The following is a 26,192-nucleotide window of genomic DNA, read 5'->3' on the forward strand; positions in this document are numbered from 1 at the left end:
TTATTTCGTTGCTTTTGGTAATACAATCTTTTTATGATTGCGTGACTCTTTATATAAAACAACTGTTAGGCCGATTAATTGGACAAGCTCCGCATGAGCGCCTGTTGCTAATGCTTCAGCGACTTCATGTTTATCCTCCTCACAGTTATCTAAAATACGTACTTTAATTAACTCACGTACTTCTAATGCCTCACGAATTTGCTTTGTCATTTCATCATTAACGCCGCCTTTTCCTACTTGGAAAATAGGTGTTAAATGGTGTGCTTCTGCACGTAAAAAACGTTTCTGTTTACCTGTTAACATAAAAATTAGTTTCCTCCTAATTGCGCCTTCAGTTGCGCAATCATTGAATTTGTATTTGGATAGTTTCCTAACCAGTGTTCAAAAGCGATGGCTCCTTGATGGACAAACATCCCTAAGCCCGTGACGATCGTTGCCCCTTTTTCTTCAGCCGCTTGTAAAAAAGGCGTCATTAATGGATTATACACAATATCCGCAACAATTGCTCCTTTCATCAGCCGATCTAATGAAAATGGCATTGAAAAATTGCCCGTGGAAAGGCCAGCCGATGTCATTTGCACAATAATGCTGAAATCAGCTAGCGTCTCTTCCGCTTCTTGTAATGAAATGGCACGTCCCATACCCATTTCATCAATAATCGTTTGTGCATTCGCTACCGTACGATTGGCAATGGTTAAATGACAATAGCCTTGTTGCTGCATAGCAAAGGCAATGCCACGAGCAGCACCACCAGCACCAACAAGTAATACAGGCTTGTCTTTATGAGATACTCCAACGGCTTCTTCGAGTGATCGAACAAAACCTATACCATCTGTATTATAGCCTTTCAGCTTTCCTTCTGTTGTTCGTACAACTGTATTCACTGCGCCCATTTTTTGTGCCAGCTCATCTAGCTCATCTAGATATGGAATGATTGCTGTTTTATGAGGTATTGTCACGTTCCAGCCACTTGCGCCTAATGTCTTCAAACCAGCAATAGCTGATTCTAATTGGGCCGGCGTGACATGTAAAGGAATATATGTTGCATCAATGGACATGTCCTCGAACCAAGCATTGTGCATGGCAGGTGATTTTGAATGTTCAATTGGATCACCCATAACTGCAAACCACTTCTTCATGTTCTAGTCCCTCTCTCTACTATGTCCTTCCATTTAAATCAGTGAAGGACGAATTGAAACTTGTACACCTTTTGGTGCATAAGCTGCTACTACTACATTGGCATGCTGAACAGTAATCCAGCCTAGCCCAGAGAATACAATATCTGTTTTCTCTTCTTTGATGGAAAATTCATGACGAACCAATGGCGGCAGCTGGTCGATAAATTCCGCAGTTGGGGGTGCCAATAGTTCTCCTTTATGTTCTTCATATAACGCATCTGCCTTCTCAAGCTTTGTACGATGAATTGGTAAATCATTTGCCACATGGATTGTAAAGGCAGAACGGTCTCCCTGAATAAAATCAAATCTCGCCAATGCACCAATAAACAAGGTTTGCCCAGCATTTTGTTGGTAGACTTTCGGCTTAATTTCTTTTTTCGGCATAATATATTTTAATTCACTTGAATCAATATGATGAGCCATTTGATGGTGATTAATAATACCTGGTGTATCATATAATGCACTACCATCATCTAATGGAATGTCAATCATGTCTAAAGTAGTGCCTGGGAAATGTGAGGTTGTGATAACTTCACCCTCCCCTGTTGCCTGCTTAATAATTCGGTTAATGAACGTAGATTTCCCAACATTTGTACAGCCAACAACATATACATTTTGTCCTTTGCGATACGCATCGATGGCTTCCATCGCTTCTGCCATCCCTTTGCCTTTATGGGCGCTGACTAATAGGACATCGACAGGTTGTAGTCCAAGAGCCTTTGCTTCTCGTTTCAACCAGTTGATAACTTTTTTCGGTTTCACTGATTTTGGTAATAAATCTGCTTTGTTGGCAATCAATAGGACAGGATTCTTCCCTACAAATCGGTGAAGTCCTGGTAGCCAACTTCCATTAAAATCAAATATATCAACAATTTTTACGATTAAGCCTTGCTGTGTACCAAGACCATTTAAAATACGTAAAAAATCGTCATCTGTTAATGATACTGGTTGAATTTCATTGTAATTCTTCAAACGGAAGCAACGTTGGCAAATGACCACATCCTTTTCTAATGATGATGGGGGTGCATACCCAACTGCTGTTTTATCTTCTGTTTGAATTGTTGTACCACAGCCAATACAATTTGGCATTTCAATCATTCTTGTTCCTCCCAAGTTATAATTCCTTTTCGTTTCAAATCATTAAATACGCGACGTTCAATGAAACGATTCAATTTTGTTACAAGCCCATCTGATTGTGCAACAGGCTTCACAAGCACTGTGTGTAAGCCTAAGCGGTTTGCTCCCATTACATCTGTAAGGAGTTGATCTCCTACCATAACCACTTCATTTGGACGCAAGCCTAGTTGAATCAGCGCATTATAAAAAGCATTACGAAGTGGCTTTTTCGCCTTGTGAATATACGGGATACCTAATGGCTCAGCAAAATGCTTCACACGAGCTTCATTGTTATTCGACGCAATAATAACACGAATACCTGATTCTTTCATAATGCGTAACCAAATGATCAGCTCTTCTGTTGCATCTGGACGATCCCATTCAACAAGCGTATTATCTAAATCCGTAATGATTCCTCTAATCCCTAATTCCTGTAACTTTTCCGGCGTAATTTCAAAAATGTTCGTCACAAATTCGTTCGGTAATAAAAAATTATACAAAATAGCGACCCCTAATCTTAACGTATTATTCGACCATTATAGCATATTTGCAAAGGCTTCACCCATTCGAATTGGGCTGCCTTTTACAACATTATCCGTAAATTTAATCGTATCCTTTTCAAACAGCATCACAACAGTGGAACCAAATGAGAAATAACCAACTTCCCGCCCCTTACGCCATTTCGTTGTTGTATTGGTAAGCACAATGGAATTCACAAAGGTCGCACCCACTTTGATAAAGGCAACATGCTGATTATTAGCTGTTTTTAGCTCTGTCACTAAACGATAATTATGAGAAATTGGTTTTTTACCGTATGTAAGACCTAGCTGATTCACAGGATAAGATTTCTGACCAAGTGTATATTGTCGCAATACTTCTCCATCTATCGGGCTATGGATACGATGATAATCAGCAGGACTTAAATAAAATACGATATAATGTCCGTCTGCATATTGTGCTGCTCGTTCTGTATTACCAAGTAAATCTTGTAATGCATAGGGTTTGCCCTTCACAAGAAATGTCATATCCCATTCAATACGTCCAAAGGATTCCACTTTGGCATCCACAGGGCTGGCATAAACGGTAGGATTTTGTTCAATAGGTCGAGCCTCTTCTATCAGTTCTCTTGTAAAAAAATCATGTAAACACGAAAATTGTTGTTGTTTTTTTGAAACTTCTTCAAGGTTAATATCGTATAACTTCATGTAGCTTGGAATTATACGTTTACTCCACTTCGCTTTCGCAATTGCTTGCAAAAGATGGGAAGATTGCTTACCATTCGTTAGTTCTATCAAGCGTTGATATAGTTTTTCTTTCATACAGTAAAACCCCTATCCATTAATTTAGACTGTCAATTTTTTCGCATTCGAAGTATAATGGTACAATATCTTAAGTGCAAAGGAGTGATCCCCCTTGTTTTTTTATCACAAGTTGGTGGATACCACGGTTAAGAAAATGAAATCGCACGCAGCTAACTTCATCACAATTAGTAATATGTCCTTTGGAGGCGCGGCTATTATGGCCACTTTACATGAATACTATAGCTATAGTGTCTTGTTTATCTTTTTAGCAGCTCTTCTTGATCGCTACGATGGTAAGGTAGCGAGAGCGCTCGGACAAGTGTCTGAATTAGGTAAACAATTAGATTCTATGAGTGATATTATATCATTTGGTGTGGCGCCTGCATTATTAATGTATGAAGTTGTTCTAGTTGATTTTGGTTTTGTCGGCATGATGATGGCCGTATTATTTATCGTCTGTGGCGCGATGCGTTTAGCTCGCTTCAATATTAGTGAAGCAAACGGTTATTTCACAGGTTTACCAATTACAGCCGCAGGTACGTTCTTAACTTTAACGTATTTCGCAGCTAATACGTTCCATCCGGCATTTTATCTTTTCCTTTTTCCCATTTTAGCTTTACTCATGATTAGTACATTTACGCTAAAAAAAGTGTAACAGCACATTTGCTGTTGCACTTTTTTCATTTCCCACAGTTTTTAAACATATACTGTCGAAAAATGGGGAAAGGATGAAATCATTCAATGAGCGGAATTTTTACATCAATGTTGCAGTTATGGCTTGAAATCCCTGCGTTGCTTGGCTATTTAAAGGGGCAAACATTCCATAAACCCTTTTCAAAAGAAGAGGAAGCTGCTTGTATTGAACGATTTTTAGGTGGCGATGAGCAAGCGCGTCTTGACCTAATAGAACGTAATATGAGGCTTGTCGCGCATGTCGTTAAAAAATTCCATCCAAAACATGAGCAACTCGATGATTATATTTCCATTGGAACAATTGGACTAATGAAAGCCGTTGAGAGCTATACCCCTGACAAAAAAACAAGACTTGCCACATATGCAGCTCGTTGCATTGAAAATGAAATTTTAATGCATTTGCGCACTCAAAAAAAAGTACAGAAAGACGTTTCACTATTTGAGCCGATTGGAACTGATAAAGATGGGAATGCACTGCAAATTCGTGATTTACTTCAGTGTGACGAAGAAAGTGCCACAGAGAAGCTAGAGCATAAAGAGCATGTAGCACAGTTATACCACTATTTGCATATGCTTGATGAACGTGAGCTCGAAATTGTGACACTACGTTATGGGTTAAATCAACAGGATGCACTTACACAAAAGGAAATTGCAGCACGCTTAAATATTTCACGCAGCTATGTATCTCGCATTGAAAAAAGAGCACTCATTAAACTCTATCAACTGTACAAACGAGACCAAAAAACTATCGAGTAATATATTGTAAAATGGCCATAAGAAAAATTCAATCCATCAATGGCGGAGAATGTGCCTATTTCATGGCATATAAAAAGCTCCCCTGCGACATGACTATGTCGCAAAGGAGCTTTCCCGTCATACTAATGTGCTGATTCCGAGAGTTCTGCTGAAATCAACGTACCTATTAAAGTTGTAATAATGACTACACCTACTGTTAAAAATAACATCATGAATGCCTCCCATTCTATTATGAAGAGATTTATTAATGTCAGTGTAGCATTTGTTTTTTGGATTAACTGTGATTTTTCTCACAGGATAAACCACACATTTTGACCATTTTGTGTAGTTTACAGTGAGGCAATTGCTTTTAATACCACTTGTGTTGAATGCTTTGCAGCAACTGGTAAAAACTCATCGAAGCTAATATTCGATTCTTTACCCGCAATATCTGATAATGCACGAATGACTACAAAAGGTGTAGCAAACTGATAACAAACTTGTGCAACTGCAGCCGCTTCCATCTCTACAGCTTTCATTTGAGGGAAATGACGACGAACAGCCTCTACACGTTCAGGATCATTCATAAAAGCATCCCCAGAGCAAATTAAACCAACGCCATACTGATGCTCTCCAACTGCCTTCACAGCCTCCTCAGCTGCCTTCATCAATTGCTCATCTGATTTATATGCTGCTGGCATACCAGCCATTTGTCCAATTTCATAGCCAAAGATTGTGACATCTACATCATGGTGGCGAACTTCATCAGAAATGACAACAGCGCCTACCTCAAGTGCTTCATCATATCCACCTGCAGAGCCTGTATTAATCACAACATCAGGCTTAAACTCATGTAAAAGGATTGTCGTAGACATAGCAGCATTTACTTTACCGATACCGCTTTTTAATAAGACGACTTCCTTCCCCTCATAAGTTCCTGTTGTATACTCACTACCTGCAATTGTTGTGCTGTGTGCATCGTTTAATGCTGCTCTTAGAAGCTCTACTTCCTCTTCCATTGCGCCGATTACTGCAATTTTCATGTACTGTTACTTCCCTTCTTTATCAACTCTATTAAAAATAATCAAAAGAGTGATTTTCGTCAATAGGCGCCTTCTAATGTATTTAGTTGCTCTAGCTTTACAGGCATCCAACCTTCATTATCAACCCATTCCATGCTTACACGATACATTTGAGATTTATCATTGCTCGAAACTGTAGCAATGGATGAATTAGGACCACCATTGTTTTGCATACGCCAGATGATCATATTGCTTTGGTCGATACCTGTCACAGTTGCTACGGTTGCTACCTTTTCAGCCCAGTCTACTGATTTGTCATTATATGAAGACACATGCTGACCTGTTTGTGTTGTAGGTGTTGGTTGCCAATTTTTATTCGTGATGACCTTTTCAACAATTGGATTATCTGATGTTGATTCTTCTGGTGTGCCTTGTTCTTCCGGAGATGTCTCAGGTTCTGATTCTTGCTCTGAAGGTTTATCTTCTTCTACAGCAAGATCTTTCTCTTCTTCATTCGTCGGTTCTTTCTCTACGTCTTTTTCGGCATCGCCGCTCTGTTCCTCTTGAGTTGGTTCCTCTTTCACTGCTTGATCTGCATCATCTTGCCATTTAAACACATAGGTTGCTGTGATAATAATAAGTACAACCACGACACCAATTAAAACATTCAATAGTTTATCTAGCTTTTTATTACGAGATGGCTGCAAATGACGACCACTTCGAGTTTGTCGTTCACTCATAATGTCTCCCCCTCTCTAGCAAATATTCTATCAAGTTCGACAGCACTTGCAAAATAATTATACTCACTATTTTACTACATAGCTTTCACTCTAAAAATGGTACAAGCAGTCAGCCAAAGGCTAACTGCTTGTACATAGACAAATTATTTAATTGAAAGAATTTTCACTTTCATTTCGCCACCAGGTGTTTGAACGACAACCTCTTCACCTTCAGCACGACCAAGTAGACCTTTTGCAATTGGTGATTCATTCGAAATACGGAATTCCATAGGATCTGCCTCAGCAGAACCAACAATTGTATAAGATTCTTCATCTGTTGATGGCTTACCATTAATGATTTCTACAAATGTAACCGTTTTCCCTAGTGATACTACACTGTTATCTGTCTCATCCTCAGAAATAATCACCGCGTTACGAATCATTGATTTTAATGTAGAAATACGACCTTCTAAAAAGGCTTGTTCTTCTTTTGCTGAATCGTACTCAGCGTTTTCAGAAAGATCTCCAAAATCACGTGCTATTTTAATACGTTCAACGATTTCTTTACGTGTTTCAGTTTCTAATTTTACTAATTCTTCTTCTAATTTACGTTTCCCCTCAGCTGTCATAGGGTACTGTTTTTCATTTGCCAAAGTCCTTCACTCCTTGTTTCTTCAATATAAAAACATAAAACTCGACTAAATGCGTAGAAGATGCATTTAATCGAATTTTATTATTTTTAAACGTTTTCAAATTACGCTTTGACCTAATAGTATGCATGCTTTTTCAAAATATGCATGTAAATATTGTCAATACCACTCTATCTTATTACAATACGTTGTCGGTTTCAAGAATAGTTTTAATTTTCGTTACCATTAAATCAATCGCCACCTCATTATCCCCACCTTCAGGAATAATGATATCAGCATAACGTTTGGTTGGTTCAATAAATAAATTATGCATTGGTCGAACTGCCGATAAATACTGCTCGATCACTGAATCCGTAGTACGTCCACGCTCTTTAATATCACGCATGATGCGACGAATAATGCGTAAATCTGAATCTGTATCCACGAATAATTTGATATCCATTAAATCACGTAAATCAGCATCCTCTAGCACTAGAATACCTTCTAGTATAATAACATCTACTGGTTCAACATGGATAACTTCTTCTGCTCTTGTATGCTGGACATAATCATAAACAGGTTTTTCAATTGGTTGACGCACTAACAATTTTTTTATGTGCTCAATTAATAAATCATTATCGAAAGCTAACGGATGATCGTAGTTTGTTCCTAAGCGTTCTTCAAATGTTAAATGACTTTGATCCTTGTAATAAAAATCTTGTTCAATTACCACAACAGAATGCTCACGGAAAACATCATAAATGGCGCGCGTCACACTCGTTTTTCCTGAGCATGAGCCACCTGCGATTCCGATGACAACAGGACGCTTCACTGCCATTAGTTATTCTCCTTTCGCATCATGTTATGCGGTTTCAATAGTGTGTCGCATTTAAATTTAACAATTTGTAGTGGGTGACGAGCTGCATCTAGGCTATTGCCATCCTCATCCCAAATTTCGCCCATTGTTAAACGGAAATTCTCAATTTCAGGACCAAAGAATTCTACTTCGTCACCAGGTTTAAAATAATTACGTTGTTGCATTGTCACTATTTTTGTTTCTGGATCATGATCTAAAATAAGACCAGCAAATTCATAGGTTGTTTTACGTCCATGCACACCAAACATTTGCTCCTCAACGCCAGGTGCACCATGGAAGAATGCTTCAGCCGTATCACGGTTAGCACATTTGTCTAATTCCTCTAGCCATTCACGTTTAATGTTAAAGTTTTCTGGATCTGCACAATAGGCATCAATTACTTTACGGTACACAGAAACGACTGTCGCTACATAGTGAATGGATTTCATACGACCTTCGACTTTTAACGAGTCGATACCAAGCTCAATCATATGAGGAATCGCTTCAATTAATTTCAAGTCTTTCGGACTCATCGCAAATGGCGCATGATTGTCATCGAAAAGTGCTTTTTCTTCACCATCTTCTAGTTCATATAGATCATAGTCCCAGCGGCATGATTGGCAGCATCCCCCTCGGTTTGAGTCACGAGCCGTCATATGATTAGATAGAACGCAACGACCAGAGTAGGCAATACACATTGCGCCATGAACGAAGGCCTCAATTTCAATATCCACCTTTTCCTTCATCAGCTTCATTTCTTCTCCGCCTACTTCACGTGCTAAAACGACACGATGTAAACCTTCTTCTTTCCAGTACTGCACGGCCTTCCAGTTGGACAGCGATTGCTGTGTGGAAAGGTGAATTTCAAGCTTAGGTGCTGCTGTGCGACATGTTTCAATAATGAGTGGGTCTGCTACAATAATACCCGTTACCCCGACTGATTCAATGTCCTTTAAGTAACGTTCTAAGCCATCCATATTTTCATTGTGGGCAAAAATATTTGTCGTTACATATATTTTTGCTCCATATCGATTGGCAAATTCTACACCTTCACGCATCTCTTCAATCGAGAAGTTATCCGCATTCGAACGTAGGCCAAACTCTCGCCCACCGATAAATACTGCGTCTGCTCCGTAATGAACAGCTACTTTTAATTTCTCTAAGCTACCTGCTGGGGCAAGTAACTCTGGTTTTTTAGTAATGACACGTTTACCGTCGACAATCTCACGGATTTTGTCATTTTGCTCTAACGCTAATGCCATGGTATTGCCCCTCCTAGTAAACTGTTTCCTTGAAGATAAAGCCTGTATCTAATGGTCTAGTGGCTGGTTGAATATCTTCAATTTTTGCTAATAAATCATCTTTGATCTCTTCATACGCTTCTTCTGACTCGTCAAAATACGTATCGATCGCTTTTCGATAAGCTTCGGTTACCGCTACCACATAGTCTGGAGCTTGAAGTACACCTTCAATTTTCAGAGCATGGATGCCACCTTCAAATAATTCACCAAGCTCATCAATAATACACATATCATTTGGACTGAAAATATGTGTACCGTTTACATCTTCATATATTGGATATTTATTATTTCGTTCATCATCATGTAGGAACATATTACGATTATCTTGACGATTTTCAATAGCCATTACTTTATCTTGATATAAGAAATAATGGCCGAGTAATGGACGTTTAGATTGGAACATACATGTCATCCCATGTACTTGTACTTCAATCTCCATCTCGGTATTTTCTTTAATTTCTAATACTTCATCAAGAGAAAGCTCACGTGCTAACACGGCACGCGTTGCACCACGTTTCCCCCAGTAATTAGCCGTAAACCAGTTTGTAGCCGTCGTTTCTGGATTCCAATGTAATGGAATCGTAACATCTTGCTCTCGGCGAATAATGAGTACCGCTGGATCACCATAAATTAAACGATCCACCCCGATACGTTGCATTTCTTTTAAATAGTCAGTAAGTGCCTCTAGCTTCTCATTATGGAAAAGGGCATTGACTGCAACATACACCTTTTTACCTGCTGCGTGAATAAGCTTCGTTGCTTCTTCCACTTCTTCAACAGAAAACTCCCCTGCTAGACGTAGACCAAATTGTTGTTCACCTATAACAAAAGCATCTGCTCCAGCTTCTAAAAGTGCTTTTATATGTTCTAATGATTGTGGTGTCACAAGCAATTCTGGTTTTTTCATAGTAGTCACCTCTTCAAACATAGTAATAAACCGTCACCGACTGGTAAAAAAGCACTTGTATAATCTGGGTGCTGCATAATCCAATCCGTGAAGTTTTTTAAATTGCGAATCATTGTGCGCTTACGACGTGGAACATCCTTCAACTCTAAATCAGACAAGCCATGCATGTACATATTATCGATATATAATACCCCACCTGATTTTACTAAAGGAGCGTATTTTTCAAAAAAGCGTTGGTATTGTCCCTTCGCAGCATCAATAAAGACAGCATCAAAAGTCGTATCAATGGCCTTATCGTCCACCTCTAAAGCGTCCCCCTCAATGACCGTAATTCGATCTGATACAGTCGAACGTTTAATATAGGCTTTTGCCCTTGTTACACGATCTTGATCACGTTCAATTGTAACAATTTGGACATTGGGCAATGCCTCTGCCATACGAATAGCAGAGTAACCAATTGCCGTACCTATTTCTAAAATTTTTGTCGGATTTTGAATACGCAACAGTTGATTTAATGCATCTATACCTGCAAGTTGCATAATCGGTACATGATTCTCCTCCGCATAGGCTTCCATTTCTAAAAGCAATTCATTACGTGGCTGTATAAATGATTGTATATATGCATCTGATAATTCCATTGTTTCCACCCTCATTTAAAAGGCAACGAGCGTTTGTCGTTGTCTGTACTTCATCATTTATCAACAAAAAGAAAAGGACCAAACGTGATGTCTTGGTACTTTGCCATACAAAAATGAGCAATTGCTTAGATATGCTCAAACAATTGCCACCACGCATATTTGTCCCGCATAAATGAACGGATTGATCAAAAATCACACTTTATAATAGCATGAAAATAGAAGGAAAGCTATTTTTCTTTCCTTCTATTCCTCTGTTTGCTATATGATTTTTATTCTTCCTATACGTTTACTCTTCTTTTCGTAAATATTTTTCTACCTTCTGCAAATGTTCATCATATGTTTTCGAGAAGTGGTTGACACCCTCTTTATCTGCTAAGAAGTAGAAATAATCTGTTTGACTTGGATTTAATGATGCCTCAATCGAAGTCTTACCTGCGCCTGCAATTGGACCAGGTGGTAAACCTTTATTTTTGTAAGTGTTATAGGCATTGTCCACTTCTAAATCTTCATATAGAACACGATCTTTATGATCACCCAGTGCATATAACACGGTTGGGTCTGTTTGTAGAGGCATACCTTCATTGATTCGATTATAGAAGACACTCGCGATAGTCTCTCGATCTGTTTGAGCAGTCGCTTCTTCTTCCAATAATGACGCAAACGTTAACAGCTGATGCACTGACATTTGTTTTTCGGCTAAAACATCACTATAGTTCTTCACCACATTATTCATGGCCGCTATCATCTCTTCTACAATGGCTTGTAAAGATGGTTTTTCTTCATAATAAGAATACGTAGCTGGATAGAAATAGCCCTCTAAATCATAGCGAATATTGTCAGCTAAAACGGCCTCTGTAACTAGCTCAGGGTAATTAGCCATCATTTGTTGAACAAATGTGTCACTCGTCACAAGATCCATAAATTCTTTTTGTGTGTACGGTGTTTTCTTTTCAATCACTTTCCCAATTTGTTCAAGTGTTAAGCCTTCTGGTACTGTCATCGTAAAGACAGGCTTACGATATACCTTCCCTGTTTTCAAGCTTTCAATGAGTTCATCAAATGTCATTGCCTGTGTTAAATCATAATTTCCCGCTTGAAATTGAGATTCATTTTTAAATTTTGCATAGTATTTAAAAACACGTGCATCTTTTATGACACCTTTTTTCTCTAGTAGTGTTGAAATGGAGGACAAACTAGAACCAATTGGTACTTCCACCGCAATTGTCTTCGTTGCATTAGGGTCTAGTGGTTTTAGTGCACCCTTCACATAATTGTACCCAAATAAACCAGCACCCCCAATTATAAGTACGAAAACAATGGCAATAATGGCGACGATTTTTCTCACGATTTTTACCTCAGATTTTCTTTCCTGCATTTTTGAAAACATTTCTTGTTTTTTAGAACCGTTATCCACGGGTTTCCCCCCTATCACTATTCAATATCATACTAGAAATCAACTTTCACGACAAACAGAAATCGACAATTCAGGAGAAATTGTATATGTAAAAAAATCTGCCAGCTATTTTTGCTGGCAGATCCCCTCTCTATAAACCTTTTACGGTTCAGAATCTTCATTATATATACTATAATTGAAAAGTTTCTTGCTTCTTATCGACAAGTAATCCCATCGCAAGTTGAGATATAACCACATCATCTGCTGGCGGATTAAAACGGCTACATTGAACATCTCTAAATAGACGCTGGATTTTGTTTTCTTTAGATAGACTTCGTCCCCCTACAACCTGCATAGCTTTTGTTACAATATCAATGGCGTAATTACAAATAACATACTTTGCAATACTAACAGACTCCGATAGTTGCTCCTTAAGAACTGGATTTTGTTCAACCTGTGTTGCAATACTATACAATGTTCTTCGTGCAGTTTGATAAAGTACTTCTATTTCACCAATTTTTTGCTGAACATGACCAGCATGAGCGATTGTATTTTCTAAGCTATGTGAATACGTATTTTTAGCAAAATCAATGGCATAATCTCTTGCTGCTCCTGCCACCCCTAAATAAACGGCTGGAATCTCTAACGAGTACACGCGACCATCAGCTAAAAAACGATTAACTTCATTTGGACGATGTCTGTAAAGTAACGCTGCTTCTGGTACAAACGTGTCATGAAAAATAATATCATGACTGCCCGTTGCCCTCATGCCCATCGCATCCCATGTTTCAACAATTTCTACTTGTTCATTTTTAGTAATGAGAAACTCAGCTGTTAGATTTTCTTCTTCCAGATAAGCAATAATGGTGAATTGTTTTAAAATCGGCGCTAATGAAGCAAATGCCTTTTCACCAGTAATGCAATATCCTCCCGGTACCTTTTTAGCGATTGTACCAGGTAAACTCCCTCGAGAAATATTCCCTTTTCCACGTTCACTGTTAATAATATTCAAAAGTGAGCCTTCCTCAACTGCTTTTCGGCATAATTCTGCAAAGATAGGCTCTGGCCATGTTTTCGCCTCACGAACATTCAAAAACGTCAATAAGTGCCAGCCAACAGATAATGCAGTAGACGCATCACCTCTAGCTAATTGTTCTTGGACTAATAACATTTCGTATAGAGAAATTTCTTCTCCACCGTATTTTAAAGGCACTGTTAATCGAAAATAGCCTGCATCTTCTAAAATCTTAAAATGCTCAAATGGAAATTCTCCACTCTCATCATATTGATTAGCTGTATTCTCAATTTGTTTCGCTAAATTCTGAGCATATTGAACAAGCCTTTGCTCTCGTTCATTCCGAATAAAAATATCAATCATTCCTGAGTCACCTTACTTTTAGCAAAACGATTCAGCGGCTTTTTCAAGCCTAAATGCTCTCTTAACGTTGTGCCTGTATAATCTTTACGATAAATACCTCGCTCCTGCAAAATCGGTACAACCTTGTCAACAAAATCCTCTAAATCGCGTGGTAATAACGGAAACTGTAGCATAAAGCCATCTGCTGCTTGCTCTACTATCCAACGCTCCATCTCATCTGCTATTTGTGTTGGTGTTCCGACAAAAGCATCGCGCTTTGCAGGTCCAAAAAGGCGTGCATACAAATCGCCAACTTTTAAATTTTCCTTTTTAATAATCTCTAAGTGTTCATAAAAGTGACTTTGAATACTATTAACTTCTGGGAATTCCACTTCAATAGCAGGTGTATCGAGGGAGTACTTTGAAAAGTCAACATTTCCCATGTACCCAGAAACAAATTTTAAGCTTTCGTATGGATCAATCAATGACTGTAACTCATTAAATTTACGAACTGCCTCCTCCTCTGTATCACCCACTATTGGGGAAATTCCTTGTAAAACAAGAAGCTCCTCCTCCTTACGTCCAAATGGAATAAGCTGTGCCTTTAGTTGACGGTAGTGTTCTTTCGATTTTTCAATATCATCCCAATGGACAAATACAACTTCCGCTGTACGTGCAGCTAATTGTTGGCCTGGTCGAGATGCACCAGCCTCTACAATTACAGGCTGCCCCTGTACAGAACGAGCAATATTTAATGGACCTTTGACAGATAAATAGTTGCCCTTAAATGATGTTTCATGCACTTTATGACGATCATAAAATCGATTATTATCTCGGTCATAAAGAAAAGCGTCGTCTTCCCATGAATCCCATAATGATTGAACAACATCGATAAATTCCTCTGCACGTTCATAGCGATGGTCATGCTCCCAATGCTTATCGCGACTAAAATTTAAAGCCGTTTCTCCTGTGGCATCTGCTGTGGTTACTAAATTCCAAGCAACCCTCCCATTGCTTATATGATCGATGGACATTAACTGTCTTGCTAGCACATATGGCTCACTGTATGTCGTTGAAGCAGTTGCACCCAGTCCAATTTTAGTTGTTGCCGCTGCTAAAGCCGTAATTTGAATTAATGGATCAAAGCGATTTAAAATATGTGGGTGTGACTCATGATTAATGGCTAAACTGTCAGCAACAAAAGCTATATCAAATTTTCCTTTTTCCGCAATCTGCGCTACTTTTTGTAATGCTTGAATATCGATGCTTGCATTGGCTTGGGCAGATGGGTGCCTCCATGCAGCCACATGCATACCTGCTCCAATTAAATATAAGGCCAGTTTTATTTCTTTTTTCTTAGTCATTATGTTTCTCCTCCCTAATATGAATAGAAATCCTTCCATGTTGCTAATTCATCCAGCGGCATCTCCACTGGAATATAATTGCCATTCGATACTTCTTTAATAAATTTCCCCGTTTCATCGCCCTGATAAATTTCCACTATTTTCTTCAATGTGTCATTATTTTTATCTTCTGCCTTTGCCACGATAACATTAATAAATGGTTTAGCTGTTTTACTCTCATGAATGATGGCATCTTTCAATAAAAGACCAGCTTCTACAGCAACACCATTATTAATAATGGCAAAATCAGCATCCTCCATCACACGTGGCGTTGTTGCACCATCAACAGGCAAAATTGTTAAGTTTTTGGGATTACCTTTAATTCGATCTTCTCCACCGTTACCATCAAAATTGTCCGTTACGGTTAGTAGTCCATGCTCCTGAAGCAGCAGCAAAGCTCTACCCCAGTTGGAAGGATCATTTGGCACAGCGATTTTTGCGCCTTCTTTTATAGCATCTAGCGATTTATATTTGTTTGAATATAAGCCAATTGGTGCCATTATCGTTGTGCCAATTGCCTGTAAATCCGAGTTATTGTTCGTATTAAATAAATTTAAATACGCAACATGTTGAAAAGCATTAATATCGACTTCTCCCTCCGTCAATGCCTGATTCGGGTCATATTGCGCAGAGAATGTTACTAATTCCAGGTTAATGCCTTCCTTACTAGCCTGTTCCTTTACATACTCCCATGTTTTCAATTCTGAGCTACGGATACCGACCTTCACAGTATCTTTTTCATCTGCTTCTGCACATGCTGCTAGTAAAAATAATAATGTAAAAAGTCCTATTACATATTTCAGCTTTTTCATGTTCACATTCTCCCTTAAGACACCCTACGTATTTTTCGTTCAAGACTATTACCAATGCTTTGAATAATCTGTACAAGTACAACTAAAATGACCACTGTAACTAATATCGTCGTATTATCAAAACGTTGATATCCGTAAGTAATAGCAACATCACCTAAACCACCGCCTCCAACAGCTCCTGCCATAGCCGTCGCACCAATAAGTCCAATCGTTGCAGTCGTGACGCTTAAAATTAAGGATGGAAAGGCTTCAGGCAACAAAAACTTTCGAATAATTTGAAATGGAGAAGCTCCCATTGCTTTGGCTGCTTCAATAATGCCCTCATCCACCTCTAATAATGAATTTTCTATTAATCTTGAAATATATGGTCCAATATGCAAGACTAACGGCACAATAGCAGCAGTTGTACCAATGGCGGTGCCAACGAGTAATCTTGTGAATGGAATGATTGCAACAAGTAAAATAATGAATGGAATGGAACGCAATGTATTGACGATCGGATTGACAATCGAGAAGATTAATTTATTTTCAAGAATATGTCCTTTTCTCGTCACAACTAAGATGATCCCTAAAATAAAGCCTAAAATGGCACCAAAAAATAAAGAAAGGCTAACCATGTACAGCGTATCTAGAACCGCGTTGATAATAATTTGTGTGCTCACTTTCACGTGCAACAACCTCCTCTATTTGAATATTTTTAGCCTGAATAAATAGAAATGCTTTTTGTATATCTTTTTCAGAACCAACGAGCTCCACGATTAAATGGCCGAATGGAATTCCTTGTAACTCAGTGATATTGCCAAATAAAACATTGACATCTACAGCAAATTTCTTAGCTACCTGTGAGACAATCGGCTGTCCGACGTCTACTCCAATGAATTTTAAATTGTAAATTTTTTTAGAGGTATCTATACTTTTTAACTGTTCATAAACAGAAGATGGGATTTCGTCACGAACAACTGATTGGACAAAATTTTTAGTTGTCTCTTCTCTTGGTGTAGAAAAAATTTCAAGTACATTACCTGTTTCAATGATTCTTCCATTTTCCATGACAGCTACACGATTACAAATATCCCGGATAACTTCCATTTCATGCGTAATCATCAAAATCGTAATACCATACTCTATATTGACCTTCTTTAGTAAAGCTAAAATCGATTTGGTCGTTTGTGGGTCGAGAGCCGAAGTTGCTTCATCACATAAAAGGATAGTTGGTTTTGTCACTAGTGCTCTAGCAATGCCGACTCTTTGTTTTTGCCCGCCTGATAGCTCGTCAATATAACGATCAGTTTTGTCCGCTAAGCCAACAAATGTTAAAGCCTCTTTAACTTGACCTTCCAAATTCGATTTTTTTACGCCACTTATGATTAAAGGCATTGCCACATTTTCAAATACAGTTTTAGAATGAAGGAGATTAAAGTGTTGAAAAATCATACCGATTTTTTTCTTCTCCTCTCGAAGCTGCTTTTTAGTGAGCGTAGTTAATTCTTTGCCATTCACAAGTACTCGTCCAGAAGTTGGCTCTTCCAGTAAATTTACTGTGCGAATCAGTGTACTCTTACCAGCACCACTAAAGCCGATAACACCAAAAATATCCCCCTTCTGAATCGTTAAATTGATATGATTTAGGGCCGTTACAGTCGAAGTACCGACCTGGAATTCTTTTGTCGTTTCAATAAACTCAATCATGCACGTCTACCTCCTTAGCATTTATGTTGATTGCAAAGCTTTAAAATGCTGGGACAACAGCACCCTTATACTGATCTTCAAAGAAAGAACGCGCCTTTTCACTTGTTAACCACTTAACAACTGTCTGTATAGCTGGATCATCCTTTTTTTCATTTGTCGATGCTATTATATTGACATAGGGTGATTCAGAATCTTCTATAATGAGGGCATCCTTCACAGGATTATAGCCCCCTTCTAAGGCATAATTTGTATTAATAGCAGATGCTTCGACATCATCTAATGAACGAACAAGTAATGGAGAATCAACACCTATAAATTGAATACTCTTCTCATTTTTCGTAATATCTTCGACTGTATAATCACTTTTCTTGGTTTTATCTAATTCAATCAAGCCATTATTTTGAAAAAGTAATAACGCTCGTGAAAAATTGACAACATCATTAGGTACAGCAACCTTTGCATTTTGTGGCAAATCATTAATTTTTTTTATTTTCTTCGAATACACACCAAATGGTTCAATATGAATTCCTTTTACACTGACTAAATCTAAATGACTTTCTTTATTCGTCTGTTCTAAAAACGGAACATGTTGAAAATAGTTAAAATCCAGCTCGCCATCTGCCGTTTGTTGGTTCGTTTGAACAGCATCTTTTATTATGGTAATGTCTAGTTTCACTCCATCCGTTTCAAGATCTTTTGCTAAATACTCCAATACTTCCGCATGAGGAACACTGGCAGCTCCTACTTTTAATGTTACAATGTCCTCTTTACTAGCCTCTCCTTTGTTTGTGCAACCAGCCAACAAGCCTATTACCAATGCACCGATAAGCAATTTCAAACCTAATCTCATCACATTTCCTCCTTAGTAAATAAATTTACTTGGTTTAATTTAAAACAAATCTTATCTATTTACTCAGAATTGGTCAATGCCTCTTTTATTCTATTTATTAAAAAATTCAGAAAACGAAGAGGAGAAATACATGTTTTTTCTCGAAAATCCCTTAAATTCATTTAAAAATACAAAAATTCCATTTACAGATAGAATATTTTTAGACCATTGATAGAAAATTTCTATTAATAAACAAAAAACTCTGAGTGGTTGTTAGCCACTCAGAGTTTTTACAATTCGTTTAATACATCTTCAACAAATGCCCATTCTTCATCAGTTTCAATTGGTAATAATTCTTCTATAGAACCGTCATTTCCAGACAGATATTGAGCCGCAAAAATATCTCGTTCCCCCATAGGTTCATCCGTCGCTGGTACATACAAAACATACGATTTACCGAATTGCTCAGATGAAAACGTATGAATGACTTCACAAACTTGATCTTTCCCTTCTTCGTCCGTCACCGTAATTAGCTGTGGCTCTTCCTCAAATTCATCAAGTAGTGTTAACACCACTTCATTAATCATTTCCCATTCTGTATCTGTTTCAACAGGCTGTAAATTGGTCATCTCACCTGTATTATCATCGTAATCAAAAGTCATCGCTGAAAGGTCCCCTGGGATTTCTTGACCTTTTTCATCTACAAGAGAAAATAACACATAAGACTTGTCCTCTGCATCAAATGTAAAGACCACACGACACTGCTGTTCCTTTCCATCTTTTCCGATAATCATAAATTCTTGCGTTTCTTCATTCATACGGTTTCCTCCTTTTTGACAATTTGATGTCAATTATTAAAAAGTTTTTTATTTAGTGGGGTTAAGGCACTTTTTGATTAGGTTCTTCTATTTTCGAGCGGAGCTTCTCTACTTTTGAGCGGGTCCACCCTCCTTAGGAGCGCTTCTTACCTACTTTTGAGCGGGTCGCCCCATCTTAGGAGCGCTTCTTCCTTACTTTTGAGCGGGTCCACCCTCCTTAGGAGCGCTTCTTCTCTACTTCTGAGCGGGTCCACCCTCCTTAGGAGCGCTTCTTCCCTACTTTTGAGCGGGTCGCCCCATCTTAGGAGCACTTCTTACCTACTTCTGAGCGGGTCGCCCCATCTTAGGAGCGCTTCTTCTCTACTTTTGAGCGGGTCCACCCTCCTTAGGAGCGCTTCTTCTCTACTTTTGAGCGGGTCCCCTCATTTTAGGAGCACTTCTTCCCTATTTTTGAGCGGGTCGCCCCATCTTAGGAGCACTTCTTCCCTACTTCTGAGCGGGTCGCCCCACCTTAGGAGCGCTTCTTACTTACTTTTGAGCGGGTCGCCCCATCTTAGGAGCGCTTCTTCTTTACTTTTGAGCGGGTCGCCCCATCTTAGGAGCGCTTCTTCTCTTCTTTTGAGCGGGTCCACCCTCCTTAAGAGCGCTTCTTCTCTACTTCTGAGCGGGTTCTCACATTTTAGGAGCGCTTCTTCTCTATTTTTGAGCGGATCACCCCATCTTAGGAACGCTTCTTCTCTATTTTTGAGCGGGTCGCCTCATCTTAGGAGCGCTTCTTACCTACTTTTGAGCGGGTCCACCCTCCTTAGGAGCGCTTCTTCCCTACTTTTGAGCGGGTCGCCCCACCTTAGGAGCGCTTCTTACCTACTTTTGAGCGGGTCCACCCTCCTTAGGAGCACTTCTTCTCTACTTCTGAGTGGGTCCACTCATTTTAGGAGCACTTCTTCCCTACTTCTGAGCGGGTTCTCCTATTTTTGGAGCACTTCTTCCCTACTTCTGAGCGGGTCCACCCTCCTTAGGAGCACTTCTTACCTACTTTTGAACGGATTCTCACATTTTAGGAGCACTTCTTCTCTACTTCTGAGCGGGTCGCCTCATTTTAAGAGCAATCCTCATCATTTGTGGATCAAAATTCACATATCTTCGAGCATTCACTCCTTAATTTAACAATCCTTGTACAAAGAAGAGTGTCAATAAAAAAGGAACAAGGACTGCAAGCTGCGATCCTTGTTCCTAGCTTTGAAGTTAGAAGATTATTCTTCGTTTTCATCCTCTAATGCATTTAAAACGTCCTCTACCATATCCCACTCTGCTTCAGTTTCGATTGGTGTTAATTCACCATCTTCACCATTTTCAGATGGTACGAATGAAGATACAAAGATTTCAACTGAACCATCTTCATCTTCCTCTGCACCTACCATTGAGTAAAACACATATGATTTGCCAAACTCTGGAGATTCATGAACGTGAATCACTTCACAAAGCTGCTCGTTTCCGTTTTCGTCAATCACTGTAATGTGTTGAACATGTAGTTCTTCTTCATGGTTATGCTCGTGTGTCATGCCTAAGTCACCTCATCAATTAATTTTTGCTATCTAAGTAGCCTTGTAAAATCATCACAGCTGCCATTTTATCAATGACCTGCTTGCGCTTTTTGCGACTCACGTCCGCTTCAATCAGCATGCGTTCTGCAGCCATCGTCGTTAAACGTTCATCCCATAACTTAACCGGTAGTGAAAATGTTTCTTCCAACAACTTTTTATAGTTCTCGGATGCTTCACCACGCGGTCCTACCGTATTATTCATGTTTTTTGGGTATCCTACAACAAATTCTGTTATAGTATATTCCTTTACTAGCTCGGCGATGCGGTCAATGCCGAACTCTCCGTTAGCCTCATCAATTTTTACGGTTTCAATACCTTGAGCAGTCCACCCCAGTGCATCACTTACTGCCACACCAACAGTTTTCGACCCAACGTCTAATCCCATAATTCTCATTTCTAGTCCTCGTTATTCTTTTTGATATAAAATTTAACAAGCTCCTCTAGAATTTCGTCACGCTCAAGCTTGCGAATTAAATTACGAGCATCCTGATGGCGAGGAATATACGCCGGATCACCAGAAAGTAAGTAACCAACAATCTGATTGATAGGATTATATCCCTTTTCCTCTAATGAAGAATGTACTTTCAACATTACCTGCTTGACTTCCTGTTCCATTGATTCTTCTGGAAAATTAAATTTCATCGTTTGATCAAATGAACTCATGACCAGCACCTCGCTTTCAGAAATAAGGAGATGTGCAAACACGCTCATCTCCAATTTCTCTTTATTATAACATGTTTTGGTGAATTAATTAAATGGATTTAATATAATCATACACAGAAAGTAGTGCGTCATCAAGTTTTGATGCATCTTTTGCACCTGCCATCGCCATATCTGGACGACCGCCACCTTTACCACCGCATGCTTCTGCAACCATTTTCACAATATTCCCCGCATGGTAATTGCCACCAACTAATTCTTTTGAAACACCAGCACATAACATGACTTTTTCGCCATCAACTGCTCCAAGAACAATGACTGCTTTTGGCATTTTCACTTTCAAGTCATCCATCATTTGACGAAGTTGATTGTTATCCTTCGCTTCCACTTTTGTAGAAAGAACTGTCACATCTCCAATTATTTGAGCGGCATCTACAATTGCTCCTGCTTGTGCATTGGCGATTTTTTGAGATAATGCTTCGTTTTCACGTTGCAATTCTTTATAGTCGGCTTGTAATGCCTGTACTTTTGTGACAATATCTTTAGCATTCGCTTTTAATAATGCTGCTGCATCATTTAATAATGCTTCTTCTTCTTTTACTGCTTCATAAGCAACTCTACCTGTAACAGCTTCAATACGACGAGTACCTGCACCGATACCACCTTCTGAAACAATTTTGAAGAAGCCAATTTCAGAAGAGCGTTTAACATGGATACCACCACATAGCTCAATAGAATAATCTCCAATTGATACTACACGTACAACATCTCCATATTTTTCACCGAACAAGGCCATGGCACCCATTGCTTTTGCTTCATCAATGCCTTTTTCTTCAATAACGACCTCTATATCATCCCACACTTTTTCATTTACAATACGTTCAATTTGTTGTAATTCTTCTTTTGTAACTTGACCAAAGTGAGAGAAGTCAAAGCGTAAACGGTCAGGGCCAACATATGATCCAGCTTGGTTCACATGATCGCCTAGCACATCTTTTAATGCACGTTGCATAATATGTGTCGCTGTATGGTTTTTAATGATTAAATTACGATCATCACGATTGACCACTGCTTGCACTGCATCTTCCACATGCATTTCACCAGATTCAACTACTACTGTATGAAGCGGTTGACCATTCGGTGCTTTTTGAACATCTTTTACAATAGCCGTAAAGCTATCATTTGAAATCGTACCACTATCGGCAATTTGGCCACCCATTTCAGTGTAGAATGGTGTCTTCGCTAAAATAACCAATGCTTCTTGACCTTCTGAAGCGACTTTTGCTACTTGACCATTGACGATCATTGCAGCGATTTCAGTACTAGCTGTTAACGTATCATAGCCAACAAATTCACTTGCAACCGTTAAGTTTGCTAATACTTCATTCTGTACTTGCATCGAGTCAACATCTTGACGAGCAGCACGCGCACGTTCACGTTGTTCTTCCATCGCTGCTTCAAAACCTTCATGATCTACTTTCATGCCGACTTCTTCTGCATATTCTTCCGTTAACTCGATTGGGAATCCATAAGTATCATATAAACGGAAAGCATCTGCTCCTGGAATATAATCATGACCAGCTGCTTTTTGAGATTCCACTACTTCATTAAAGATAGCCAAACCACCGTCTAATGTTTCATGGAAACGAATTTCTTCATTTTTAATGACACGTTGAATAAATTCGCATTTCTCCGTAACTTCTGGATAGAAGTCTTCCATAATTTTACCCACAGTTGGTACAAGTTCAAACATAAATGGTTTTTCAATACCAATTTGCTTAGCATAACGAACAGCACGACGTAGTAAGCGACGTAATACATAGCCACGGCCTTCGTTGGATGGCAGGGCACCATCGCCTATAGCAAATGCTACTGTACGGATATGGTCTGCAATCACTTTAAATGGTGTATTAATATCTTCTTCTGAGCCAAAGATTTCATTTAAATCTACTTCACCAGGACGCTTATATTTACGGTTGGCAAATTCCTCGATTTTTTCAATGATTGGCATAAATAAATCTGTATCAAAGTTCGTTGGTACATTTTGAACGACTGATACAATACGCTCTAAGCCCATACCTGTATCAATATTTTGCTTTGGTAGTGGCGTGTAAGTGCCATCAGGATTATGGTTGAATTGAGAGAACACAAGGTTCCAAATTTCAAGATAACGCTCGTTTTCCCCACCTGGATACATTTCAGGATCATTATCATCTGAGCCGTATTCTACACCACGATCATAAAAAATCTCTGAGTTAGGACCAGATGGACCTTCTCCGATATCCCAGAAATTTCCTTCTAAACGAATTAAACGTTCTTCTGGAATACCAATTTCCTGATGCCAAACATCATATGCTTCCTGATCTTCTGGGTGAATCGTAATGGATAATAACGCTGGATCAAAGCCCATCCATTTTTTATCCGTTAAAAACTCCCAAGCGTAATGAATCGCTTCTTTTTTGAAGTAGTCACCAATAGAGAAGTTTCCTAACATTTCAAAGAACGTATGGTGACGAGCTGTTTTCCCAACATTCTCAATATCGTTGGTACGGATTGATTTTTGTGCATTTGTAATACGTGGATTATCAGGAATGATACGCCCATCGAAATATGGTTTCAATGTTGCAACACCTGAGTTGATCCAAAGGAGTGATGGGTCATTTATCGGCACAAGTGGTGCTGATGGCTCATGATGGTGCCCCTTTTCTTTAAAAAATTCCAAATACATACGGCGAATATCTACTGCTTTCATTGGATAAATTCCTCCTATTTAATATTGTAAAATCACGATACGAATCCTGCGATTTACCGAAGAAAATAAAAAAAGCCCTCATCCCCAAAAAAGGGACGAGGACTTGTCATTAGTCTCGCGGTACCACCCTAGTTGTAAGTAAAAATTCTTACTTACCTCTTTAGCACTTGTAACGTCAGTGAACGGCAGGGATTAGCTGCACTCTGGAGTAGCTTTCGGCATTTGCTGCTGTGAGGATTTTTTCAGCCTAGAAATCCCTTTCTTGTACACAGACAAATACGTACTTTTTCCATCATCGTTTTTACTTTTTCTATCAAAAATTATAAAAAAAATCTATTGCGCTGTCAATTAGTACTAGTATGACTAACACGAACTAAGCAATCATTTTTTTGAAATATACCCACATACCCCACGTAAAAATAACTAAAAAGGCACTGATCGCAATAGTTGTATAGGGTGAATCTTGATAAGGTAAAGGTACATTCATACCAAAAAAGCTAGTAATTACAGATAGCGGCAACATAATTGTCGAAATGACCGTTAATAAATTCAGCTTTTCAATAGATTTACCACTGATTATTGAAAAATACGTATCAAGCGTGCTGTTAACTAAATCACGATAAGTCTCTGTGGAGTCGACAATTCGTTCTAGATGGTCATTCAAATCTTTATAGAATGGAATATTTTCTTCTTGAATATCAAATTTCCACTGGCCATTGATTGTTGAAAAAATTCTTCTTTGTGGCATAATGGCCTGACGAATTAAAATAATTGTCCGCTTCAGTGCAAGAAATTCCTCTGTCACCACTTTTGGTTGATAATCATAAATTTCTTCTTCCAGTTCATCTATACGTGCTCGAATTCGTTCTAATACCGGGAAGTATTCGTCTGTAATCCCGTCAATAATGGTATGCAATAAAAAATCAGTACCCTTTTCCAAATATTTTGGACTATTGATACAAACATTCTCCATGTTGCCTAGCCATTGCAACTTTTGTTTATGCACAGTTACAATATAGTTTGGTCCCATAAAAATATTTAACTCCACTGTTGTAATTTCATTATTACTTTTCTCATTATAGATTGGTGCATGGAGCACAAAAAATTTATAATCACCATAACTATCCATTTTCGGACGTGAGCCCTCATGTAAGCAATCTTCCACTGCTAGTGGATGAAAGCCAAATATATCTGCAATATTATTCAATTCATTATAACTATACGCATATAAATCTACCCATAATAAGTCTTCGTTAGGGATAGGAAGTTGTAAATCAATCATATTGAAATCATGTTGGACTGTCTTGCTGCTGTTATTATAATAGTGGATTTTAATCATTGCATTTCACCTCGTGTTTTGTTATTGAGGGAAACAAAAGGTCATCCTTTATCACCTTTTGTCTGCATCGGTGATCAGAAATCGATGACTTTTTAATTGTTTCCGTTTGCCTAAATGAAACTTATTCGGTTCAGGACTACTATCCATTTCTCATCACCTTCCTTTCATAACAAAAACACGCCTTCTACGAATGAAGGCGTGTTGAATACACATATCAAAAAATAGCAATTAAAAACATTGCATGCTTGTTACCTTCAAACGTTGAGTTTTAGCACTATGCGGCATAGGAATATGTCCAGCTACGTTAAAAAACACCTTATTTCGATGATTTCTGTTGACCCATTGGCGTCTCTCGACATTTTTGGGTAGTAGCGTATCTCCAGCATAGGAGCCTCACCTAACGAAGGGATATTAATTTTTTGTTCCTCCACATCATAGCGG

27 protein-coding genes, 1 riboswitch and 1 other annotated feature are annotated in these 26,192 nt (G+C 38.7%); of the genes, 2 read left to right on the forward strand and 25 right to left on the reverse strand.

Annotated elements, in window-relative coordinates; all coding sequences use genetic code 11:
- From yhbY to MHB65_RS16310, 5 genes are read right to left on the reverse strand one after another with little or no spacing between them, the layout of a single operon-like run.
- Complete coding sequence (gene yhbY / locus MHB65_RS16290) at positions 1-303, reverse strand: ribosome assembly RNA-binding protein YhbY (protein ID WP_205444536.1); 303 nt, start codon at positions 301-303, stop codon at positions 1-3.
- Between the two features lie 5 nt (positions 304-308).
- A complete protein-coding gene (gene aroE / locus MHB65_RS16295) occupies positions 309-1,139 on the reverse strand; it encodes a shikimate dehydrogenase (RefSeq protein ID WP_342441047.1) in 831 nt (276 codons plus the stop codon).
- A gap of 33 nt (positions 1,140-1,172) precedes the next feature.
- Entirely contained in the window at positions 1,173-2,276 is a 1,104-nt protein-coding gene (gene yqeH, locus MHB65_RS16300; protein WP_342441048.1) for a ribosome biogenesis GTPase YqeH, read from the reverse strand.
- Positions 2,273-2,794 (reverse strand): YqeG family HAD IIIA-type phosphatase, encoded by a 522-nt coding sequence (locus MHB65_RS16305; protein WP_058844216.1) that lies wholly within the window; start codon positions 2,792-2,794, stop codon positions 2,273-2,275. Before MHB65_RS16305 ends, yqeH begins: the two co-directional genes overlap by 4 nt.
- Positions 2,795-2,830: 36 nt before the next feature.
- Positions 2,831-3,613: a phosphatidylserine decarboxylase gene (locus MHB65_RS16310; RefSeq protein WP_342441049.1), complete on the reverse strand. Its 783-nt coding sequence runs from the start codon at positions 3,611-3,613 to the stop codon at positions 2,831-2,833.
- 136 nt (positions 3,614-3,749) lie between these two features.
- On the opposite strand from MHB65_RS16310, the gene pssA reads away from it, so the two are divergent.
- Together pssA and sigK are read left to right on the forward strand one after the other, a co-directional pair.
- Positions 3,750-4,250 carry a CDP-diacylglycerol--serine O-phosphatidyltransferase gene (gene pssA, locus MHB65_RS16315; RefSeq protein WP_205447010.1) on the forward strand — a complete coding sequence of 167 codons (501 nt, stop codon included), beginning with the start codon at positions 3,750-3,752 and terminating at the stop codon, positions 4,248-4,250.
- A gap of 86 nt (positions 4,251-4,336) precedes the next feature.
- On the forward strand, positions 4,337-5,044 hold the full coding sequence (gene sigK / locus MHB65_RS16320; protein ID WP_004226867.1) for an RNA polymerase sporulation sigma factor SigK: 708 nt from the start codon (positions 4,337-4,339) through the stop codon (positions 5,042-5,044).
- Between the two features lie 329 nt (positions 5,045-5,373).
- Here the strand turns inward: sigK and mtnN are convergent, their stop codons facing one another.
- The 20 genes from mtnN to corA form a co-directional block, all read right to left on the reverse strand.
- Complete coding sequence (gene mtnN, locus MHB65_RS16325) at positions 5,374-6,066, reverse strand: 5'-methylthioadenosine/S-adenosylhomocysteine nucleosidase (RefSeq protein WP_342441050.1); 693 nt, start codon at positions 6,064-6,066, stop codon at positions 5,374-5,376.
- Between the two features lie 59 nt (positions 6,067-6,125).
- Positions 6,126-6,785, reverse strand: coding sequence for a YrrS family protein (locus MHB65_RS16330; protein ID WP_342441051.1), 660 nt, complete (start codon positions 6,783-6,785; stop codon positions 6,126-6,128).
- 143 nt (positions 6,786-6,928) lie between these two features.
- Positions 6,929-7,417: a transcription elongation factor GreA gene (greA, locus tag MHB65_RS16335; RefSeq protein ID WP_004226860.1), complete on the reverse strand. Its 489-nt coding sequence runs from the start codon at positions 7,415-7,417 to the stop codon at positions 6,929-6,931.
- Positions 7,418-7,592: 175 nt separating this feature from the next.
- Positions 7,593-8,231 (reverse strand): uridine kinase, encoded by a 639-nt coding sequence (gene udk, locus MHB65_RS16340; RefSeq protein WP_004226858.1) that lies wholly within the window; start codon positions 8,229-8,231, stop codon positions 7,593-7,595.
- Positions 8,231-9,511 carry a U32 family peptidase gene (locus tag MHB65_RS16345; protein WP_342441052.1) on the reverse strand — a complete coding sequence of 427 codons (1,281 nt, stop codon included), beginning with the start codon at positions 9,509-9,511 and terminating at the stop codon, positions 8,231-8,233. Before MHB65_RS16345 ends, udk begins: the two co-directional genes overlap by 1 nt.
- A gap of 13 nt (positions 9,512-9,524) precedes the next feature.
- On the reverse strand, positions 9,525-10,457 hold the full coding sequence (locus MHB65_RS16350; protein WP_342441053.1) for a peptidase U32 family protein: 933 nt from the start codon (positions 10,455-10,457) through the stop codon (positions 9,525-9,527).
- A 5-nt stretch (positions 10,458-10,462) separates the two neighbouring features.
- On the reverse strand, positions 10,463-11,095 hold the full coding sequence (locus tag MHB65_RS16355; RefSeq protein WP_342441054.1) for an O-methyltransferase: 633 nt from the start codon (positions 11,093-11,095) through the stop codon (positions 10,463-10,465).
- A 286-nt stretch (positions 11,096-11,381) separates the two neighbouring features.
- Positions 11,382-12,509 (reverse strand): endolytic transglycosylase MltG, encoded by a 1,128-nt coding sequence (gene mltG / locus MHB65_RS16360; protein ID WP_205444550.1) that lies wholly within the window; start codon positions 12,507-12,509, stop codon positions 11,382-11,384.
- Positions 12,510-12,678: 169 nt separating this feature from the next.
- Positions 12,679-13,866 (reverse strand): acyl-CoA dehydrogenase family protein, encoded by a 1,188-nt coding sequence (locus tag MHB65_RS16365; RefSeq protein ID WP_342441055.1) that lies wholly within the window; start codon positions 13,864-13,866, stop codon positions 12,679-12,681.
- A complete protein-coding gene (locus MHB65_RS16370; RefSeq protein WP_342441056.1) occupies positions 13,863-15,209 on the reverse strand; it encodes an LLM class flavin-dependent oxidoreductase in 1,347 nt (448 codons plus the stop codon). The genes MHB65_RS16365 and MHB65_RS16370 overlap by 4 nt, the downstream gene beginning before the upstream one ends.
- A 14-nt stretch (positions 15,210-15,223) precedes the next feature.
- On the reverse strand, positions 15,224-16,060 hold the full coding sequence (locus MHB65_RS16375; RefSeq protein ID WP_342441057.1) for a MetQ/NlpA family ABC transporter substrate-binding protein: 837 nt from the start codon (positions 16,058-16,060) through the stop codon (positions 15,224-15,226).
- A 14-nt stretch (positions 16,061-16,074) separates the two neighbouring features.
- Positions 16,075-16,677: a methionine ABC transporter permease gene (locus MHB65_RS16380; RefSeq protein WP_243456395.1), complete on the reverse strand. Its 603-nt coding sequence runs from the start codon at positions 16,675-16,677 to the stop codon at positions 16,075-16,077.
- Positions 16,670-17,749 carry a methionine ABC transporter ATP-binding protein gene (locus tag MHB65_RS16385; RefSeq protein WP_342441058.1) on the reverse strand — a complete coding sequence of 360 codons (1,080 nt, stop codon included), beginning with the start codon at positions 17,747-17,749 and terminating at the stop codon, positions 16,670-16,672. The genes MHB65_RS16380 and MHB65_RS16385 overlap by 8 nt, the downstream gene beginning before the upstream one ends.
- A 40-nt stretch (positions 17,750-17,789) precedes the next feature.
- On the reverse strand, positions 17,790-18,599 hold the full coding sequence (locus MHB65_RS16390; RefSeq protein ID WP_342441059.1) for a MetQ/NlpA family ABC transporter substrate-binding protein: 810 nt from the start codon (positions 18,597-18,599) through the stop codon (positions 17,790-17,792).
- A 269-nt stretch (positions 18,600-18,868) separates the two neighbouring features.
- Positions 18,869-19,396: a DUF1292 domain-containing protein gene (locus MHB65_RS16395; RefSeq protein WP_342441060.1), complete on the reverse strand. Its 528-nt coding sequence runs from the start codon at positions 19,394-19,396 to the stop codon at positions 18,869-18,871.
- A 1,253-nt stretch (positions 19,397-20,649) separates the two neighbouring features.
- Positions 20,650-20,958: a DUF1292 domain-containing protein gene (locus MHB65_RS16400; protein WP_036124332.1), complete on the reverse strand. Its 309-nt coding sequence runs from the start codon at positions 20,956-20,958 to the stop codon at positions 20,650-20,652.
- Between the two features lie 19 nt (positions 20,959-20,977).
- The gene (gene ruvX / locus MHB65_RS16405; RefSeq protein ID WP_016994166.1) at positions 20,978-21,394 is read right to left on the reverse strand and encodes a Holliday junction resolvase RuvX; all 417 of its coding nucleotides are present in this window, start codon (positions 21,392-21,394) and stop codon (positions 20,978-20,980) included.
- A gap of 2 nt (positions 21,395-21,396) precedes the next feature.
- On the reverse strand, positions 21,397-21,663 hold the full coding sequence (locus tag MHB65_RS16410; protein ID WP_004226839.1) for an IreB family regulatory phosphoprotein: 267 nt from the start codon (positions 21,661-21,663) through the stop codon (positions 21,397-21,399).
- An 88-nt stretch (positions 21,664-21,751) separates the two neighbouring features.
- Positions 21,752-24,412: an alanine--tRNA ligase gene (alaS, locus tag MHB65_RS16415; RefSeq protein WP_342441061.1), complete on the reverse strand. Its 2,661-nt coding sequence runs from the start codon at positions 24,410-24,412 to the stop codon at positions 21,752-21,754.
- Between the two features lie 88 nt (positions 24,413-24,500).
- Positions 24,501-24,717, reverse strand: a binding site (T-box leader).
- A 68-nt stretch (positions 24,718-24,785) separates the two neighbouring features.
- On the reverse strand, positions 24,786-25,751 hold the full coding sequence (corA, locus tag MHB65_RS16420) for a magnesium/cobalt transporter CorA (protein ID WP_342441062.1): 966 nt from the start codon (positions 25,749-25,751) through the stop codon (positions 24,786-24,788).
- A 246-nt stretch (positions 25,752-25,997) separates the two neighbouring features.
- Positions 25,998-26,163, reverse strand: a riboswitch (M-box (ykoK) riboswitch).
- Between the last annotated feature and the right edge of the window lie 29 nt (positions 26,164-26,192).

Source organism: Lysinibacillus sp. FSL K6-0075 (genome assembly GCF_038592945.1).
Classification (GTDB): Bacteria; Bacillota; Bacilli; order Bacillales_A; family Planococcaceae; genus Lysinibacillus; species Lysinibacillus fusiformis_F.

What these genes read in the sequence shown, in the direction of transcription:
- yhbY (WP_205444536.1), bottom strand. Translation starts at nt 303, where the DNA reads ATGTTAACAGGTAAACAGAAACGTTTTTTACGTGCAGAAGCACACCAT.
- aroE (WP_342441047.1), bottom strand. Translation starts at nt 1,139, where the DNA reads ATGAAGAAGTGGTTTGCAGTTATGGGTGATCCAATTGAACATTCAAAA.
- yqeH (WP_342441048.1), bottom strand. Translation starts at nt 2,276, where the DNA reads ATGATTGAAATGCCAAATTGTATTGGCTGTGGTACAACAATTCAAACA.
- MHB65_RS16310 (WP_342441049.1), bottom strand. Translation starts at nt 3,613, where the DNA reads ATGAAAGAAAAACTATATCAACGCTTGATAGAACTAACGAATGGTAAG.
- pssA (WP_205447010.1), top strand. Translation starts at nt 3,750, where the DNA reads ATGAAATCGCACGCAGCTAACTTCATCACAATTAGTAATATGTCCTTT.
- sigK (WP_004226867.1), top strand. Translation starts at nt 4,337, where the DNA reads ATGAGCGGAATTTTTACATCAATGTTGCAGTTATGGCTTGAAATCCCT.
- mtnN (WP_342441050.1), bottom strand. Translation starts at nt 6,066, where the DNA reads ATGAAAATTGCAGTAATCGGCGCAATGGAAGAGGAAGTAGAGCTTCTA.
- MHB65_RS16330 (WP_342441051.1), bottom strand. Translation starts at nt 6,785, where the DNA reads ATGAGTGAACGACAAACTCGAAGTGGTCGTCATTTGCAGCCATCTCGT.
- udk (WP_004226858.1), bottom strand. Translation starts at nt 8,231, where the DNA reads ATGGCAGTGAAGCGTCCTGTTGTCATCGGAATCGCAGGTGGCTCATGC.
- MHB65_RS16345 (WP_342441052.1), bottom strand. Translation starts at nt 9,511, where the DNA reads ATGGCATTAGCGTTAGAGCAAAATGACAAAATCCGTGAGATTGTCGAC.
- MHB65_RS16350 (WP_342441053.1), bottom strand. Translation starts at nt 10,457, where the DNA reads ATGAAAAAACCAGAATTGCTTGTGACACCACAATCATTAGAACATATA.
- MHB65_RS16355 (WP_342441054.1), bottom strand. Translation starts at nt 11,095, where the DNA reads ATGGAATTATCAGATGCATATATACAATCATTTATACAGCCACGTAAT.
- MHB65_RS16365 (WP_342441055.1), bottom strand. Translation starts at nt 13,866, where the DNA reads ATGATTGATATTTTTATTCGGAATGAACGAGAGCAAAGGCTTGTTCAA.
- MHB65_RS16370 (WP_342441056.1), bottom strand. Translation starts at nt 15,209, where the DNA reads ATGACTAAGAAAAAAGAAATAAAACTGGCCTTATATTTAATTGGAGCA.
- MHB65_RS16375 (WP_342441057.1), bottom strand. Translation starts at nt 16,060, where the DNA reads ATGAAAAAGCTGAAATATGTAATAGGACTTTTTACATTATTATTTTTA.
- MHB65_RS16380 (WP_243456395.1), bottom strand. Translation starts at nt 16,677, where the DNA reads ATGGTTAGCCTTTCTTTATTTTTTGGTGCCATTTTAGGCTTTATTTTA.
- MHB65_RS16385 (WP_342441058.1), bottom strand. Translation starts at nt 17,749, where the DNA reads ATGATTGAGTTTATTGAAACGACAAAAGAATTCCAGGTCGGTACTTCG.
- MHB65_RS16390 (WP_342441059.1), bottom strand. Translation starts at nt 18,599, where the DNA reads ATGAGATTAGGTTTGAAATTGCTTATCGGTGCATTGGTAATAGGCTTG.
- MHB65_RS16395 (WP_342441060.1), bottom strand. Translation starts at nt 19,396, where the DNA reads ATGAATGAAGAAACGCAAGAATTTATGATTATCGGAAAAGATGGAAAG.
- MHB65_RS16400 (WP_036124332.1), bottom strand. Translation starts at nt 20,958, where the DNA reads ATGACACACGAGCATAACCATGAAGAAGAACTACATGTTCAACACATT.
- ruvX (WP_016994166.1), bottom strand. Translation starts at nt 21,394, where the DNA reads ATGAGAATTATGGGATTAGACGTTGGGTCGAAAACTGTTGGTGTGGCA.
- MHB65_RS16410 (WP_004226839.1), bottom strand. Translation starts at nt 21,663, where the DNA reads ATGAGTTCATTTGATCAAACGATGAAATTTAATTTTCCAGAAGAATCA.
- alaS (WP_342441061.1), bottom strand. Translation starts at nt 24,412, where the DNA reads ATGAAAGCAGTAGATATTCGCCGTATGTATTTGGAATTTTTTAAAGAA.
- corA (WP_342441062.1), bottom strand. Translation starts at nt 25,751, where the DNA reads ATGATTAAAATCCACTATTATAATAACAGCAGCAAGACAGTCCAACAT.